Raw genomic sequence first — 16,781 nt, forward strand, 5'->3', positions numbered from 1 at the left:
ATCGCATTATTTCTCAAAACAACGGTTAAAATATGTGACCAACGGATTTTTCTAAATTACCTTCCTCAAGATCCTATCTTATCACTTCGCCTGCCAAGTGTCTTTCAACCCCACGGTGCGGTTGAACACCGGCGCGTCGGGTTTGTGGTCGCGGCGGTCGGTAACGAAATAGCCCAAGCGCTCGAACTGCCAGCGGCTTTCGGGCGGCAGGTTGCCGGCGGCGGCTTCGGCGTAGGCGGTGATTTCTTTCGCCGATTCGGGGTTGAGAAAATCGGTAAACGGCAGATAAGCGCCGTCTTCGCCGCGCACGGCGTCGGGGCGTTCGACGGTAAACAGGCGGTCGTAGAGGCGCACTTTGATTTCGGCGGCGTGTTCGGCGGAAACCCAGTGGATCACGCCTTTCACTTTGCGGCCTTCGGGCTTTTTGCCCAAGGTGTCGTGGTCGATGCTGCATTTGAGTTCGACGATGTTGCCGTTGCCGTCTTTCACCACTTCGTCGCACTTAATCACATAGCTGTAACGCAGGCGCACTTCGCCGCCCAAAGTCAAACGCTGCCAGCCGGTGGGCGGGTTTTCGCTGAAATCGTCGGCTTCGATATAGATGGTTGGCGCAATCGGCACTTCGCGTTCGCCCATTTCTTCGTGATGCGGGTGGAACGGTGCGCTGCGGCTTTGGGTGAGGCCGTCTGAAAAATTGGTGAGCGTTACTTTAATCGGGTTTAACACGGCCATCAGGCGCGGGGCGGAGTTTTCCAGCTCTTCGCGCACTGCGCCTTCGAGCACGCTCATATCGACCACGTTTTCCGATTTGGAAATGCCGGCGCGCTTGGCAAACAGGCGCAGGCCTTCGGGCGTGTAGCCGCGGCGGCGCATGCCGGAAATGGTGGGCATACGCGGGTCGTCCCAGCCGGAAACATGGCCTTCGCTCACCAGTTGGTTGAGTTTGCGTTTGGAGGTGATGGAATACAGCAGTTCCAAGCGTGAAAATTCGTATTGGCGCGGGCGGGTCGGATGCGGTGCGGGGATGTTGTCGAGCACCCAGTCGTAAAGCGGGCGGTGGGCTTCGAATTCGAGCGTGCACAGCGAATGGGTGATGCCTTCGATGGCATCGGAAATGCAGTGCGTGTAGTCGTACATCGGATAGATGCACCATTTGTCGCCGGTGTTGTGGTGGTGGGCGCGGCGGATACGGTAAATCACAGGGTCGCGCATATTTACGTTGCCCGAGGCCATGTCGATTTTCAGGCGCAGGGTTTTGCTGCCGTCGGGGAAGGCGCCGTCGCGCATTTTGTAGAACAAATCGAGGTTTTCTTCGATGCTGCGGTCGCGGTAGGGGCTGTTTTTGCCCGGCTCGGTGAGCGTGCCGCGGTATTCGCGCATTTCTTCGGCAGTCAAATCATCGACATAGGCTTTGCCGTCTTTAATCAGGCCGACGGCGTAATCGAAGAGTTGGTCGAAATAATCGGAGGCATAGCGCGGCTCGCCGGCCCACTCAAACCCCAGCCAGTGAACGTCTTCTTTAATCGAATCAACGTATTCCTGATTTTCTTTTTCGGGGTTGGTGTCGTCGAAACGCAGGTTGCACAGGCCGTCGTAAACATAGGCCAACCCGAAGTTCAGGCAGATGGATTTGGCGTGGCCGATGTGCAGATAGCCGTTCGGCTCGGGCGGGAAGCGGGTGTGGATGGCTTGGTGTTTGCCGCTTTGCAAATCGTCTTCGATAATGGTGCGGATAAAGTGGTTGTCGGCGAATTGGTCTTTGTTCATCATGGTGTCGGGCTTTACGGGAAGGCGGCCGGATAATCATTAAGGCCGTCTGAAAATAATGCGTTGGCAAAGGCGTGATTGTACCTTATTTCGGCATTATTTTCAGACGGCCTTGCATGCCGGCATATAGCGGCGCATTCAGGTTGAAACATACGGTTTGGTTTCGGCCAAACAGGCGTGGGCGCGGTTCATTTCGGCCGCCCAACCATCAAGGCCGGCAGCGGAGATTGCGGCTTCGGCTTCGGTTAAGTTGTTGCGGAACAATAAAAAATCCACCGCACACGCGGCATAAAGAGTGCCGATGTTCAAATCTGTGCCGTAGGGTTGCACCCGTTCGGCCAGCAATGCAATCGCGCTTTCGTTGCGCGCTTTAATCTGCGCATGGCGCGCCGTCCACCATTCGTTTTCGGGGCGCAGCATTTTTTCGGCAATCATCGCCACGGTGTTTTCCAAAATGCCTTCGGCAAGCGCGTGCAGGTTTAACACTTCCCAGTGGCCGTTATCTTGCGGATACAGTTTTCGCCCCTGCCCCAGAGTGTCGAGATATTCGGCAATCACGTTGCTGTTGAGCAGCCATTCCCCGCCGTCGGTTTGCAGCACGGGTATGCGGCCGAGCGGGTTGTTTTGATTGTGCGGCGAGGCGGCATCGAACGACGAGGTTACTTTCAGCAGCTCGATCCGCCCGCCCAAATCGTGGTGTGCGGCCACGGCGCGGACTTTGCGCACATAGGGGCTGGTGGTGGAATACCAAAGTTTCATGCTGCTTCCTTTCTGCTGTTATCGGGAAAAATTCTGTTTGGATATGCGCATCAATAAGGCCGTCTGAAAAACAATATGGCGTTTTCAGACGGCCTCTGCATTATTTTCCGTTATCGGCAATCAGGCATTTCACGCCCGCTTCCTCCAGCCGTTTGCACATCGCTTCGTCCGGCTCGCGGTCGGTGAATACGGCGTCGAATTCGCCGATGCTGCCCATGCGCACCAAGGCGTTGCGCCCGAATTTGCTGTGGTCCACACCCAGATAGCGCATTCGGGCGTTTTCCATCATGGCCTGCATCACGCTCACTTCTTTATAGTCGAAATCGAGCAGCGAACCGTCGGCATCAACGCCGGATGCGCTCAACACGGCATAGTCGGTTTTAAACTGGTTGATGAAATCCACCGTGGCCACGCCGGTTACGCCGCCGTCTATCGGGCGCACCACGCCGGAAGTGATAATCACGGTGTAATCGCTGCGCCCCGACACGATGGCGGCCACATGAATATTATTGGTGATGATGCACAAGCCTTTGCGCTTTTTCACCAACGCCATCGCCACGGCTTCGATGGTGGAGCCTATGCTCAAAAACAGCGAAGCGTTGTCGGGAATATGCTCGGCAATCAAATCGGCGATATGGGCTTTTTCGCTTTGCAGTTTGGCTTTTTGGGCGTTGAAATCTTCGTTTTCGAGGCTGTCGCCCAAAGTGGCGCCGCCGTGATAACGCCGCAGCAGGTTTTCTTCGCAAAGCTGGTTGATGTCGCGGCGTATGGTTTGCGGGGTAACGTCGAGCTCGCGGGCAAGCTGTTCGATCGGCATGAAACTGTGTTCGCGCACAAGGGCGATGATTTTTTCGTGTCGTTGGATGCGTGGCGGCATGGTGTGTTCTTTAATAATGTTGGAATTCTAGGGTCTGTCGACAATTGACCGGCGAAGCGGTTTTTTGAGGCAAAAAGCGCAGCAAGGTTGAACACCTTGCGAGCATTTTTAACGCCGCAGATGCGGATTTTAACCAAAAATACCGCCGCAACGCGATCGACTACACTCCGTAAATATCTGTTACCGTTAAAACTTATCCGCCGCATTGTGCCAAATTAACCACACGGCGGCAAGCCGCCCCACTAAAAGCGCATACTCGAAAAAACCACCATCAGAAACGGGGCGATAACATTGATAATGAAACCGAAACTGATGGCCAGCGGCACAACCTGCAAACCGCCCGAACTTTGAATCACCGGCAGCGTAAAATCGAGGCTGGTGGCACCGCCCACACCCACCGCCGCGCTGGGGTGGCGGCGCATCAGCGCGGGAATAAACACCAGCGCGAAAAACTCGCGCGCCAAATCGTTCAGCAGCGCAATGCTGCCCCACACGGGGCCGTAGGCTTCGGTCATCACAATACCCGACAGCGAATACCAGCCGAAAGCAGACGAAAGCGCCAAACCTTTGCTCCACGACACTTCGGGCATCAGCGCGGCAAACAGCAGCCCGCCCAGCAGCGAAGACACGGTTATCAAGATACTGGTTTGCACGCCGCGGCGGTTAATCAGCACCTGGCGCAACGTGATGCCGCTGCCGCGCAACTGTATGCCCACCAGCAACACTAGCAGCATCAGGCAATAAGTGCCCGAACTTTCCGGCGGCAGCCAGCCCTCCTGCAAGGCTTCGCCGGCCAAAAAACCCAACACCACGCAGCCCACCTGCTTGACGCTGCCGGCAATGCTCACCCGCGCCTTTTTGCCCCCGCCTGCGGTCTGCCACGGATGGCGGCGGTCGAACCACATCAACACCGCAAGGTTCATGCCGATAATGCACGCAAACAGCAAAACGGTGGCACCGATGATGGTGTCGATCTGCGCGCCCAAATTTTCCACCTGCGAGAGCGACACACCGATTAACAGCAAAATGACATACACCAGCCAAACCAAAACCTTATCCACCGCTTTCAGATAAGGTTTCGGCAAACTGATGAAAAACCCGAGAAAAAGCGGCACCAAAATCGAAATCAGGGTAATCAGGCTGTTCATACAATATCCATCGGTTTCAGACGGCCCCGCGCTGGTGGAGTGTAGTCAGAAGGCTGGCGAAGCGGATTTAAACCAAAAATACCGCCGCAACGCGGCCGACGGCACTCCCCAAGGCCGGCGCAGCAAATCTGTGCAAAAAACGCGATTATAACCGAATCCGCCCCGCCCTCCCCGCCGGTTATCCGCACCCGGCAAAGCAGATTTCCCGCACCAATATTGGGAAGCTTGACCTGTATCAAAACCTGATAACCGTTTTCACCTATAATCGCTTCTAAACCGATAACCACAAACCAAACTTACGGGAACGCAAACAATGGAACTCATCAACGAACTGTTTAAATCGCCTGTCGGCATTTTATCTTTGCTCACCATTGTTTTTGTGATGGTTATCGCCACGGTTTTATTTTTCTGGGTGAAACGCCAAGCAGGCAAAATCCCCGAAAAGCAGTAAGTTTTCATTTTTTATCTCTTTCCTCTTGATGTGTGTGTGTTTGGGTGTGGCTGCGTGCCACCCCTTTTTTTATCTGCGCATCTTGCTCTTTTCTCCCCATAGCTAAGTAGGCACCCATTTTGTTAAAGGAATCATGAATGACTTTGCCAAAATACCAAAATATATGTTTACAAAAAGATAGGCCGTCTAAAAACAAAGGCTCTAGACTAGGGTCTGTCGACATTCAAGTTTTCAGTGTATCCTATCCTCATGACCAGATATATTCTTACCGATGCACAGTGGGCAAAAATTGAGCCTTTATGCCAAGGAAAAGTTGGCGATGCCGGCCGAACCGCTGTCGATAACCGATTATTTATAGAAGCCATACTATGGATTATCCGTACCGGCAGTCCTTGGCGCGATCTGCCCGAAGAGTTCGGTAATTGGAAAAGTATCCACAAACGCTACCGCAGATGGGTCTTGGCCGACCGTTTTCATGATATTTTTGAAGAACTGAACCGTGATCTCGATATGGAGTATGTCATGATTGACGGCACAATTGTCAAAGTTCACCGCCACGGTCAGGGTGCAAAAGGGGGACTCGAAATCAGGCCATCGGCCAATCCAAAGGCGGGATGACGACCAAGATTTTGGCTATGGTGGATGCTTTGGGGAACCTGATTGACTTCAAACTGATGCCTGGTCAGCGCAATGACATTTGCGGCGTAGAACCGCTGATTAAAGAAAAGGAATTTGATGCTTTATTGGCGGATAAAGCCTTTGATGCCGACTGGCTGGTCGAAGAGTTGACCGAAAGGGGGAGTAAGGTGGTTATTCCGCCGCGTAACAACCGCAAATTGCAGCGGGAACACGACAAGATGATGTATTGCTGGCGACATTTGATTGAGAACTTTTTTTGCAAACTCAAAGAATTCAAAAAGATTGCGATGCGCGCAGAAAAAACCGACCAATCTTTTGCTGCCAATATTTACCTTGCTGCTGCCGTATTGAAATTAAGGTAAACTTGAATGTCGACAAACCCTAGCAGAATAGCTCTGTTAGACTAGAAAAATGAAATATAACACCAAGTTAAGTGACTATCAGCTCAAAAAATCATCAAGCATTTTTGTGTCGATATAGAAGCCTCAAAAACCGCTTTGCTGACAGGCTTCAACCGCAATACCATCAACTACTGGTATAGCATTTTCAGGCACGAAATATACCGCTACCAAAGCGAGCAAAAAGACCCGTTATACGGCAGCATAGAGGTTAATGAAAGCTATTTTGGTGCCAAACGGCAGCGCGGTTTCCATGGCAAGTTAAAGTGTGGCAGAGGAATGCTTTAACAACCCGTCTTTGGTATTTTCGAAAGAGACGGCAGAGTTTATACCGAAATCGTTTCTGATTGTAAAAAGCAAACACTTCAATCTGTTATATTGGGAAAGGTCTCTCTGGAGAGCGTTATTTATTCTGATAGCTGGCGCGGTTATAGCGGCTTGGTCGATGTCGGCTACTCTAAACATTTGCGCGTTAATCACGGACAAAATAAGTTTGCAGATGGTACCAGGCACCAATGGTATTGAAAGCTTCTGGAGTTTTACCAAACGAAGGCTCGCCAAATTCAACGGCGTAACCAAAAACTTTGATTTGCACCTGAAGGAAGGCGAATGGCGATGGAACCGAAACTCTGATGAACTGAGTCACGAACTTTGGAGGCTTTTAAAGTAAATTTATATAAAGCTGCTAGTCTAGAGCCAAACAAATACTACATCTCCGAATTAAAACACTCCGTCTCCAGCACTACAAAAAAACTTTCCATCGGCACATTGTCCCAACAGTTGCCTTTACACTGTATATCTTGCATCATCTTGGCTTGGGCCAAACTCCACCATACCGGTACAGCACACCCAGTCAGAATGCAGCAGCTTCTCTTCGTTTAACTTGTACACCGCCCGGTTGTACATCTGCACCACAATCTTGTTATCAGGTCATCGAGACAAATAGGCGGGAATGTTGCCGTTGTATAAACCAGTATCGGTGACAGGTATAACGTGCCGTCGCAGCATTTAAACCAACCCCGTAACGTCAATCAGCCATTTTCATTGAGCACAGCGTCTTTGAAGTTATACTGAAAAATGCCAGTTAATCTGTTTCTGCCACATTTTGCCCCTTAAACTCAACTGCTCCATGATTCTTGAAGCAATCCAACATCGGACTTACATTCGGTAGATATTGAAAAAATCAGCAGTACGCTGTTGCTTTTGAGTGCACAATATTACCCGACGGCTTGATATTTGAATGTAGGTTATATTTGCCTATCCAAGAAAACTATACCTTGGTTACGTTAAGATTTGTCCAACTTTTGAGATCCAGTACACAACGCTTAACGCCCTGCCAGCAAAGCCAGCAGCTTATCGTGGATGCCGCCGAAGCCGCCGTTGCTCATCACCAGAATATGGTCGCCCGGCCGGGCTTCCGCCGCCACCGCCGCCGTAAAGGCATCGAAATCTTTGCCCGTGTGCAGCTTGCCGCCCAGTGGGGCGAGCGCGTCGGCCACGTCCCAATCGACGCCGCCTGCGTAGCAGAATACCTTATCGGCTTCCTTCAGGCTTTCAGGCAGCGCGGCTTTCATGGTGCCGAGCTTCATGGTGTTGGAACGCGGCTCCAGCACGGCCAGAATACGCGCCGCGCCCACTTTCTGACGCAAGCCTGCCACGGTGGTGGCGATGGCGGTGGGATGGTGGGCGAAATCGTCGTAAACGGTGATGCCGTCGGCCTCGCCTTTGATTTCCATGCGCCGTTTCACGTTTTTAAAGGCGCTCAGGGCTTCGCAGGCCGTCTGAACGTCCACGCCGGCATGGCGGGCTGCGGCAATCACGGCCAGCGCGTTCATGCGGTTGTGTTCGCCCATCAGGCTCCAAGCCACCCGCCCTGCCTGCCGGCCGTGCAGCAAAACATCGAATGAACCGTCGGCCGCCACGCCGCCAGTCTGCCAACCCGATGCCGTGCCGAAGGTTTCAACGGGGGTCCAGCAGCCTTTGTCTAAAGTGTCTTGCAGGTTTTGCTCGGTGCCGTTGGCAACAATCAGGCCGTCTGAAGGAATGGTACGCACAAGGTGGTGGAACTGGGTTTGGATGGCGGCCAGATCGGCGAAAATATCGGCGTGATCGAATTCGAGGTTGTTCAGAATCGCGGTGCGCGGGCGGTAATGCACGAATTTGGAGCGTTTGTCGAAAAACGCGGTGTCGTATTCGTCGGCTTCGATCACAAAAAACGGCGACTGCGAATGCGGGTCTTGGCGCGGCGCTTGCGGCAGGCGGGCGGACACGCTGAAATTCTGCGGCACGCCGCCGATAAGGAAGCCCGGCGCCAAACCGGCGTATTCGAGCACCCATGCCAGCATCGAAGCGGTAGTGGTTTTGCCGTGCGTGCCGGCCACACCCAGCACCCAACGACCCTGCAACACGTTTTCAGCCAGCCATTGCGGGCCGGAAACATACGGCAGGCCGCGGTTCATCACTGCTTCCACCACTTCCATGCCACGTTTGGCCACATTGCCGATCACATAAAAGTCGGCGGGGAATTTATCCAGCTGCGCGGCATCGAAGCCTTCGTGCACACCTATGCCCAAGGCTTCGAGCTGGGTGCTCATCGGCGGATACATTTTGGCGTCGCAGCCGGTTACTTTAAAGCCTGCTTCTTTGGCTATCGCCGCTACGCCGCCCATAAAGGTGCCGCCGATGCCGATAATGTGGATGTGTTTCATAGCTGGGTTTCTGTGCGCAAAAAACGTGATTATATAGCGAATCGGCGCCGCATTCGGCCTCTTCCGGTGATTTTTCCGCCCTGCCCCGCCGTTTCGCGCAAAGCCACCCCCGCGGCATACGCAAAACCGCACGCCGCACCCTTAATTTTTTCTCGCACAACTTTACATAAATCAGTATGATAGCAACCTTACCGGCAGAAAAACGCCTGCTGCACACACTTCAGGCCTGCCGGCAAAATAAAACCATACTTAAATTTTGAAGAGGTATCACCGTGTCTGATTCTAACCAATCCAAGCGCGAAACCTTCTCGAACCGTAGGGCATTTATGTTTGCCGCCATCGGTTCGGCGGTAGGTTTGGGCAATATTTGGCGCTTTCCCTATGTAACTTACGACAACGGCGGTGGCGCGTTTATCGTGCCCTACCTGATTGCGCTGCTCACTGCGGGCATCCCCCTGCTGTTTTTGGACTACGCCATCGGCCACCGTTACCGCGGCTCGCCTCCCTTGGCGTTCCGCCGCCTCAACCGCGCCCTGGAGCCTTTCGGTTGGTGGAACGTGTTGGCCAACGTGATTATCTGTATCTACTATGCCGTGATTATCGGCTGGGCGGCCAGCTACACCTACTATTCGCTGGTTGGCGCATGGGGTGCCGACCCGCAGGCGTTTTTCTTTAAAGACTATCTGCACATGGCCGACGGCGTATCCGTGGGCTTCGATTTCGTAGCCAAAGTGCTCGGCCCCTTGATCGGCGTGTGGATTTTCACCTTTCTGATTCTGGCGCTGGGCGTGCAGAAAGGCGTGGCGCGCTCGTCGAGCTTCTTTATGCCGCTCTTGGTGGTGATGTTCCTGATTATGGTAGCCATCGCGCTGACCCTGCCGGGCGCCGCCAAAGGCTTGGATGCGCTGTTTACGCCCGATTGGTCGAAACTTTCCAACCCCAGCGTGTGGGTTGCCGCCTACGGCCAGATTTTCTTCTCGCTGTCTATCTGCTTCGGCATCATGGTAACCTATTCCTCTTACCTGAAACCCAAATCCGACCTCACCGGCACGGGCTTGGTGGTAGGCTTTGCCAACAGCAGCTTTGAAGTGTTGGCCGGTATCGGCGTGTTTGCCGCGCTGGGCTTTATGGCCACCGCTGCGGGCAAAGAAGTGAGCGAGGTAGCCTCTTCGGGCATCGGTTTGGCCTTTATCGCCTTCCCCACCATCATCAACCAGGCTCCGTTCGGCTCGTTAATCGGCGTGCTGTTTTTCGGCTCGCTGGTTTTTGCCGGCATCACTTCGATGATTTCGATTGTGGAGGTAATCATTGCCGCCGTGCAGGACAAACTGCGCTTGGGGCGCGTTGCCGCCACGTTTGCCGTGTGCCTGCCGATGGGCATCGTGTCGGCGCTGCTGTTCGGCACCACCACCGGCCTGCCGGTGTTGGACGTGATGGACAAATTCGTCAACACCTACGGTATCGTCGCCGCCGGTTTCCTGTATGTTTTGGTATTGGTTGCTACCAAAAAACTGCCGGTGCTGCGCCAACATATCAACGCGATTTCATCGTTCAAAGTCGGCACCTTGTGGTATGTTTTCGTGTGCACCACCGTTGCCATGCTGGGCTATATGCTGTTTAACGACACCAAAACCCTGCTGGCCGAAAACTACGAAGGCTACCCCGACTGGTTTTTGGACACCTTCGGCTGGGGTATGTCGCTGGGCTTGATTGTGCTGGCATTGCTGCTGTCGCTGCTGCCGTGGCGCATGGAAAACAAATTCAACCCCGACGAAGCCCACAAATCCGACGAAACCCGCAAAGGAGAACAATCATGAGCGCCGCCGCCATCACCATGCTTGTGATAACGCTGGTTATCATTTGGGGTGGATTTATTGTTTCGGTGATGCGTCTGCCGAAAGAATAAGCCCGACCGCCAAGCAGTAAATAAAACGGAAAGGCCGTCTGAAAAATATGAACTGTCCCCCAATACTTGGACAAGTTAGGAATCTTTCTCAAACAGCCTTTTCAAGCTGGGTTCTGTAGCCGACAGGACTCAGCTTTTTCAAGTTTAAACTAATCCGTTCATGATTGTAGTAATGTATGTAATCATCTATTACCTCCGTCAGCTCCGCCACCGACAGCGCACCTTCCTGATAGAAACTCTCCGTTTTCAGTATACCGAAGAAACTCTCCATCGGCGCATTGTCCCAACAATTGCCTTTGCGCGACATACTTTGCACAATCCCTTTCTCAGCCAATTTCGTTCGATAAGCCTCGGTGCGGTAAAGCACACCCTGGTCGGAATGCAGCAGCGGCGTTTGGCCTTTCAGACGGCCGAATGCTTGGTCCAACATTTGCGCCACCATTTTACTGTTTGCTCTGCGGCCTAAAGAATAGGCCACAATCTCCCGATTAAACACATCCAATATCGGCGATAAGTACAGCTTCCCGTCTGTGCATTTGAACTCCGTCACATCGGTCAGCCATTTGTCTGCCGGTTTGCCGGCGGTAAACTCACGATTGAGAATATTGTCCGAAGCCTCTCCCACTGTTTGCGGACGGTAGGTTTTTTTACTGCGGACTTTGGCTTTCAGTCCCAACAAACCCATAATGCGCTGTACTTTCTTTTTGTTCCACGACAATACGGCGGCAATCCGCCGGTGGCCGTAACGGCCTTTGTGTCGGCGGTAGACTTCGCTCACTGCGGTTTTGGCCGCCGTATCGGGATCGGTTTTGCCGGTGTGGTAGTAGAAACTGCTTTTGGGAATGCCGGCACTGTGCAGCAGGTATTTCAGCGGGTGCTTTGCCCTCAGCGTTTGGACGGTTTCGCAGCTTTGGCGGCGGCCGCTTCCTTTTCGTTGAGGGTTTTCATGTGCTTTAGGTAGTCGTTCTCCGCCCTCATGTATCGCAATTCTTCAATCAGTTCGGCCTGTGTTTTTTCGTGGTCGGGTTTGTCGGCGGTAAACGGGTTTTTGCGTTTGGTCTTCATGGGGTTAGCCTGCGGGTGCCGGAGTGCGGCGATGCCGCCTTGCCGATAGGCGGCTATCCAACGGCGCAGGTGGGTGCGTGAGACGTTGAAGTGCTCTGCGGTGCGCTGTTGGCTGTGCACCTGGTGGTAATGGAGTACGGCTCGGTATTTGAAGTGTAGGTTATATTTGGACATAAGAAAACTGCACCTTTTAAAGTTGGAGGGGGTGTCCAATTTTTGGGGTGCAGTTCAATATTTTCAGACGGCCTTTCCGTTTCTAAAGCATTCACGTTATAGTCAATTAAAATAAGAACTACGTAGCAGTGCAGTCATAAAATCTCCCACGGCAGGTAAAACTTTCCGCAAATGCTTTTTAATATTCGCCCATACCTTTTCAATCGGATTAAGCTCGGGTGAATAAGGAGCAAGGGGCAATACTTTATGTCCCTGCTTCTGCGCCATTTCAGTCAAAACCGCCATACGGTGGAAACGGGCATTGTCCATAATGATGACGGATTTCTCCGTCAGTTCGGGCAGCAGCATTTGCTCAAACCATGCTTCGAACAGGCTGCCGTCCATGGTGCCGCAATAGGTCATGGGGGCAATCAGGCTGCCTTTACCTTGGATTTGTGCCGCAACCAATGAAATACGTTGGTATTTTCTGCCGCTGATTTGTGCTTTGACGGGTACGCCTTTTTTCGAGTAAGCGTAAGGGCGGTAAAAAAAGGTGTCGAACCCTGTTTCATCAAGAAAAACTGCTTGATAGTCAGTATATTGGCTCAATGCTTGTTGATAAGCGGCTACTTGTTCGGGTTTTTGTTCTTTGTATGTGGTGGTCTTTTTTTTCGTGTGATGCCCATGACTTTGAGCAGGTAGCTGACATTTGGGGCGCTGCACCCTAAATGTTCTGCGATTTCGTGCAGGTAGGCATCAGGATGCTGTTCGAGATAGTCTGAAAGCTGTTGCCTGTCTATTTTTGTGGCATTACCACCTTTGACTTGATGCGCCAGTGAACCTGTTTGTTCATAGAGTCGCAGCCAACTGCTCAGCGTTTTGTCGCTGATACCATATACACGGCAGACTTGGCTTGCATTTTGGCATTGCCGGTAATATTCGATTGCTTTTTGTCGGAGTTCTATCGGGTAGGCCATTTTTTTCTGCTGGTAAGGGGGAGTAAAGTTCGGAATTCTTATTTTAATTCACTATATATCGAAGCCTGAAAAGCAACATGGAACAGGCTGAGGCCTTTGCAAAAACTGCCTTGAGGCCATCTGAAATGCTTAAATTCCGTTTTGGCTTCGCAAGTGCGCTGCGTTAACCGCTCAGGCGGGAATAACGGAAAAGGAGCTTCGGGTGATGTTTTTGATTTTTGCAAAGACATCAGGCTTTGCCGAATCTTCAATCAACCGCTCTCCGTCTCACGCCTTGCCCGTGCTGCCGAAACCGCCGGCTCCGCGTTCGCTGGCGGCAAACTCGTCCACCAATTTAAACTCGGCCTGCACCACCGGCACCACCACCATTTGCGCGATGCGCGCCAACGGTTCGATGGTAAACGCCTCTTTGCCGCGGTTCCAAACCGACACTTTCAGCTCGCCCTGATAATCCGAATCGATCAGGCCGACCAAATTGCCCAACACAATGCCGTGCTTGTGCCCCAAACCCGAACGCGGCAGCAGTACGGCTGCGTAGGCGGGGTTGGCCAGATGAACGGCCAAACCGGTGGGCACGAGAAACGTGTCGCCCGGCTGCAAAACAACGGCTTCGTCGATACAGGCGCGCAAATCCAAGCCTGCCGAGCCGGGCGTGGCATAAGCAGGCAGGTTGCCGGCCATTTTCGGGTTAAGTATTTTCAGTTCCACTTCAGTTCGCATGATGGTTCTTCTGTTGTTTCAAAAGGCGTTTATTATACACAAAGGCCGTCTGAAAAGTTTCAGACGGCCTCTCATAAAGGCTTTGCAAATAAAGGCCTTGCAAAACCGCCCGCCCGGTCAGGCAAACGGGTGTTGCAGCAAAATGGTTTCCGCGCGGTCGGGGCCTGTGGAAACGATGGCGATGGGCGCGCCGCACACTTCTTCGATGCGTTTCAGATAAGCCTGGGCGTTGGCGGGCAGCTGGCTGAACTCGGTGGCACCGAAGGTGGATTCTTTCCAGCCCGGCAGGGTTTCGTAAACCGGCGTGCAGCCTGCCACGGCGTCGGCGCCGAACGGCAGAATATCGGTGGTGCTGCCGTCGGCCAAAGTGTAGCCCACGCAGATTTTGATTTCGTCTATGCCGTCCATCACATCGAGTTTGGTGATGCACATGCCGGTGATGCCGTTTACCTGAATCGAACGCTTCAGGGCGGCGGCGTCAAACCAGCCGCAGCGGCGGGCGCGCCCGGTTACCGAGCCGAACTCGTGGCCGCGCTCGGCCAAACCTGCGCCGATGTCGTCGAACAGCTCGGTCGGAAACGGGCCGGAACCCACGCGGGTGGTGTAGGCTTTCACGATGCCCAACACATAATCGAGCATTTGCGGAGGCACGCCCGCACCGGCGGATGCCGCACCGGCCAGACAGTTGGAAGACGTTACGAACGGATAAGTGCCGTAGTCGATATCCAGCAGCGTGCCCTGCGCGCCTTCAAACAGCAGCTTTTCGCCTTTTTGATTTTTCTCATACAGGGTGCGCGAAACATCGGTAATCATCGGTTTGATGCGGCCTGCGTATTTTTCGATAACGGCCAGCACGTCTTCCAGCTTCACCGGCTCGGCTTGGTGCAGGTATTGCAGCTGCACGTTGTAATATTCCACATTGGCCTGCAATTTGGGCAGCAGTTTTTCCGTGTCGAACAAATCCACCATACGCACGGCGCGGCGGGCGACTTTGTCTTCATAAGCGGGGCCGATGCCGCGGCCGGTGGTGCCGATTTTGCCGCTGCCGCGCGATGCTTCGCGTGCCTGGTCGAGCGCGATGTGGTAAGGCAGAATCAGCGTGGCGGTGGGGGCGATTTTCAGACGGCCTTCCACTTTTTTCACGCCGGCGGCGTTCAATTCGTCGATTTCGCCCATCAGCGCTTCGGGGGAAACCACCACGCCCGAGCCGATAAAGCAATCGAGCTTTTCATGCAGAATGCCGCTCGGTATCAGGCGCAAAACCGTTTTTTTGCCGCCCACCACCAGCGTGTGCCCGGCATTGTGGCCGCCCTGGAAACGCACCACACCGGCGGTTTCTTCGGCCAGCCAGTCCACAATTTTGCCTTTGCCTTCGTCGCCCCATTGGGCACCGATCACTACTACGTTTTTAGCCATAATTCTCAACCTGTTATTCAAACCAATTAAATTTCTGTTTCAACCACTTGCCAGCCGTCGCCTTGGCGTTGCAGGCGGCGGGTCGCTTTTCTGACGCCGTTTTGGCCGGCTCCGTAATCTATCACCACCGCCTGCCCTTCGGCGCGCAAACGGTTAACGGTTTCCTGCGCCTGCGGCAAATCGGCGGCCGCCACGGCAACCGGCGGCTGTTGCTCGCACGGCGGCAGCCGCCCGATGAAGGTGCGCAAATCGAAGCTGAAGCCGGTGGCCGGACGGGCGCGGCCGAAATATTCGCCCAAGCCGTCGTAACGGCCGCCGCGCGCCACCGCCTCGTGGCTGTCTTTGCCGTAGGCGGCGTATAACAGGCCGGTGTGGTAGTTATCCACCCGCAGTTCCGACAAATCGATATGCATGGCCTGCTGCGGGAAAGCGTCGCACACCGCCTGCAATTCGTTTAAGGCTTTGCCCACGGCAAACAAATCGGGCAGCTTGGCGCGCGCTTCGGCCAGCACGTCGCGCGAGCCGTAGAGCGCGGGCAGCAGCGAAAACGCTTTCGCCCACATGCCGTCGAGCTTCCATGCAACCACTTGGGCGTTGACGGCGGCGGCATCCTTATCCTGCATCAGCGCCAGCAACTGCGCCGCCTGCTCCTGCGCCAGCCCCGCCGCTTCTGCCAGTGCGCGGAACACGCCGATATGGCCGAGCGACAGCAAAACTTCGCCCACATCGCCGATGGCCACGCTTTTGAGCATCAGGTCGATAAGCTCGATATCCGCAGCCACATCGGCATAGCCGTATAGCTCCGCCCCCACCTGCAAAGGCTCGCGGGTGCTTAAAAAGCCGTCGGGGCGGGCATGCAGCACCGAGCCTGCGTAACACAGGCGGTTGATACCGTTATTGGCCGACAGCAGATGCGCATCGATGCGCGCCACCTGCGGCGTGATGTCGGCGCGGATGCCGAGCTGGCGGCCACTGAGCTGATCGACCACGCGTATGGTTTTCAGCGACAAGCCCGCGTCGATATGGGTAAGCAGCGAATTGCTGTACTCCATCAGGGGCGGGTGCACCAGCTCGTAGCCGTGCACGCGGAACAAGGCCAACAGCCGTTCCCGCGCGCTTTCGAGCTGGCGCGCGGAAGAAGGCAGAATGTCGGCGATGTGCTCGGGTAGTTGCCAAGACTGCATGAAAATCCAATCTTTCTGTAAACACAAAACACAACAAAGGCTGTTCAAACTTAAAAACCATCGTTTCGGGCAGCGCCCGCCGCCCGCGTTATGATTTGATTTTAAATTCAAACAGCCCCGAATTATTAAAGCAGAACTTTAACATAAAACAACAATGAAGTGCAGCCTGTTTTTGCCCCGCACAGCCGTACCGCTTGCGCGTTTTTGTTTTCAGACGGCCTAACCTTTATTGCCGGCACCGCAGTTTTCAACGCATAAAAAACGCCGCATTTCTGCGGCGTTTGCTTTTTCGGTTTATTTTGCGTTCAGCAGGGCTTGGTCAACGCGCTCGCGCAACTCCTTGCCCGGTTTGAAGTGGGGAACATACTTTTCGGGCACTTCCACACGTTCGCCGGTTTTGGGGTTGCGGCCGACGCGGGCCGGGCGGCGGTTCAGATCGAAGCTGCCGAAGCCGCGGATTTCGATGCGCTGGCCTTTGGCAAGCGAGCGGGTCATGGTGTCGACCAAAACCTTTACGCTGTATTCGACGTCTTTAGCCATCAGTTGCGTGCCGTTTTTTTCGGCAAACACTTCCGCCAAACGAACCATCAATTCAGACTTAGTCATGTCTGCA

The 16,781-nt window shown here is 53.9% G+C and carries 17 protein-coding genes and 1 pseudogene; 5 read left to right on the top strand and 13 right to left on the bottom strand.

The annotated features are described in order from the left end of the window. Positions 1-81: 81 nt before the first annotated feature. The 4 genes from H3L92_RS07700 to H3L92_RS07715 all read right to left on the bottom strand — a co-directional run bounded on the left by H3L92_RS07700 (position 82) and on the right by H3L92_RS07715 (position 4,551). Positions 82-1,770 (bottom strand): glutamine--tRNA ligase/YqeY domain fusion protein, encoded by a 1,689-nt coding sequence (locus tag H3L92_RS07700; protein WP_085367022.1) that lies wholly within the window; start codon positions 1,768-1,770, stop codon positions 82-84. Positions 1,771-1,905: 135 nt separating this feature from the next. Next, positions 1,906-2,526, bottom strand: a complete 621-nt coding sequence (locus H3L92_RS07705) for a glutathione S-transferase (RefSeq protein WP_085367023.1) — start codon at positions 2,524-2,526, stop codon at positions 1,906-1,908. A 100-nt stretch (positions 2,527-2,626) separates the two neighbouring features. Next, positions 2,627-3,403 carry a DeoR/GlpR family DNA-binding transcription regulator gene (locus H3L92_RS07710; RefSeq protein ID WP_085367024.1) on the bottom strand — a complete coding sequence of 259 codons (777 nt, stop codon included), beginning with the start codon at positions 3,401-3,403 and terminating at the stop codon, positions 2,627-2,629. 242 nt (positions 3,404-3,645) lie between these two features. Further along, entirely contained in the window at positions 3,646-4,551 is a 906-nt protein-coding gene (locus H3L92_RS07715; protein WP_085367025.1) for a LysO family transporter, read from the bottom strand. 313 nt (positions 4,552-4,864) lie between these two features. Between H3L92_RS07715 and H3L92_RS07720 the strand changes: the two genes are divergently transcribed. Beyond that, on the top strand, positions 4,865-5,002 hold the full coding sequence (locus H3L92_RS07720) for a DUF3149 domain-containing protein (protein WP_085367026.1): 138 nt from the start codon (positions 4,865-4,867) through the stop codon (positions 5,000-5,002). A 4-nt stretch (positions 5,003-5,006) separates the two neighbouring features. On the opposite strand, the gene H3L92_RS07725 is transcribed toward H3L92_RS07720, so the two are convergent. Further along, positions 5,007-5,225 (bottom strand): hypothetical protein, encoded by a 219-nt coding sequence (locus H3L92_RS07725; protein ID WP_085367027.1) that lies wholly within the window; start codon positions 5,223-5,225, stop codon positions 5,007-5,009. 26 nt (positions 5,226-5,251) lie between these two features. On the opposite strand from H3L92_RS07725, the gene H3L92_RS07730 reads away from it, so the two are divergent. After that, positions 5,252-6,003, top strand: a protein-coding gene (locus tag H3L92_RS07730) for an IS5 family transposase (protein ID WP_115336337.1) whose coding sequence is annotated in 2 segments (ribosomal slippage) — positions 5,252-5,588 and positions 5,588-6,003 — 753 coding nt in all. Because the reading frame shifts where the segments join, the coding sequence is not laid out codon by codon here. Positions 6,004-6,052: 49 nt separating this feature from the next. Next, positions 6,053-6,709 (top strand): annotated as a pseudogene (locus H3L92_RS07735) (IS1595 family transposase). Positions 6,710-7,364: 655 nt separating this feature from the next. Here H3L92_RS07735 and mpl read toward each other — a convergent pair. Further along, complete coding sequence (mpl, locus tag H3L92_RS07740) at positions 7,365-8,747, bottom strand: UDP-N-acetylmuramate:L-alanyl-gamma-D-glutamyl-meso-diaminopimelate ligase (RefSeq protein WP_085367102.1); 1,383 nt, start codon at positions 8,745-8,747, stop codon at positions 7,365-7,367. Between the two features lie 272 nt (positions 8,748-9,019). Between mpl and H3L92_RS07745 the strand changes: the two genes are divergently transcribed. Next, complete coding sequence (locus H3L92_RS07745) at positions 9,020-10,564, top strand: sodium-dependent transporter (protein WP_085367103.1); 1,545 nt, start codon at positions 9,020-9,022, stop codon at positions 10,562-10,564. After that, the gene (locus H3L92_RS07750) at positions 10,561-10,653 is read left to right on the top strand and encodes a methionine/alanine import family NSS transporter small subunit (RefSeq protein WP_115336197.1); all 93 of its coding nucleotides are present in this window, start codon (positions 10,561-10,563) and stop codon (positions 10,651-10,653) included. The genes H3L92_RS07745 and H3L92_RS07750 overlap by 4 nt, the downstream gene beginning before the upstream one ends. An 88-nt stretch (positions 10,654-10,741) precedes the next feature. On the opposite strand, the gene H3L92_RS07755 is transcribed toward H3L92_RS07750, so the two are convergent. The 7 genes from H3L92_RS07755 to H3L92_RS07785 form a co-directional block, all read right to left on the bottom strand. After that, a complete protein-coding gene (locus H3L92_RS07755; protein WP_115336198.1) occupies positions 10,742-11,641 on the bottom strand; it encodes an IS3 family transposase in 900 nt (299 codons plus the stop codon). Then, positions 11,539-11,892 (bottom strand): helix-turn-helix domain-containing protein, encoded by a 354-nt coding sequence (locus tag H3L92_RS07760; protein WP_115336199.1) that lies wholly within the window; start codon positions 11,890-11,892, stop codon positions 11,539-11,541. Before H3L92_RS07760 ends, H3L92_RS07755 begins: the two co-directional genes overlap by 103 nt. A gap of 102 nt (positions 11,893-11,994) precedes the next feature. Continuing rightward, positions 11,995-12,848 (bottom strand): IS630 family transposase gene (locus H3L92_RS07765; RefSeq protein WP_115336200.1). Its coding sequence is split into 2 segments (ribosomal slippage): positions 11,995-12,533 and positions 12,533-12,848, totalling 855 coding nucleotides; the frame shifts between segments, so codons are not numbered across the junction. A 267-nt stretch (positions 12,849-13,115) separates the two neighbouring features. Further along, positions 13,116-13,568 (bottom strand): dUTP diphosphatase, encoded by a 453-nt coding sequence (gene dut, locus H3L92_RS07770; protein ID WP_085366264.1) that lies wholly within the window; start codon positions 13,566-13,568, stop codon positions 13,116-13,118. A 117-nt stretch (positions 13,569-13,685) separates the two neighbouring features. Further along, the gene (locus H3L92_RS07775) at positions 13,686-14,984 is read right to left on the bottom strand and encodes an adenylosuccinate synthase (RefSeq protein WP_085366263.1); all 1,299 of its coding nucleotides are present in this window, start codon (positions 14,982-14,984) and stop codon (positions 13,686-13,688) included. 26 nt (positions 14,985-15,010) lie between these two features. Further along, on the bottom strand, positions 15,011-16,168 hold the full coding sequence (locus H3L92_RS07780; protein ID WP_085366262.1) for an ATP phosphoribosyltransferase regulatory subunit: 1,158 nt from the start codon (positions 16,166-16,168) through the stop codon (positions 15,011-15,013). Between the two features lie 294 nt (positions 16,169-16,462). After that, positions 16,463-16,774, bottom strand: coding sequence for an integration host factor subunit beta (locus H3L92_RS07785; protein ID WP_085366261.1), 312 nt, complete (start codon positions 16,772-16,774; stop codon positions 16,463-16,465). Between the last annotated feature and the right edge of the window lie 7 nt (positions 16,775-16,781).

It is taken from the genome of Neisseria dentiae, from assembly GCF_014055005.1.
In the GTDB taxonomy this organism is placed as follows: domain Bacteria; phylum Pseudomonadota; class Gammaproteobacteria; order Burkholderiales; family Neisseriaceae; genus Neisseria; species Neisseria dentiae.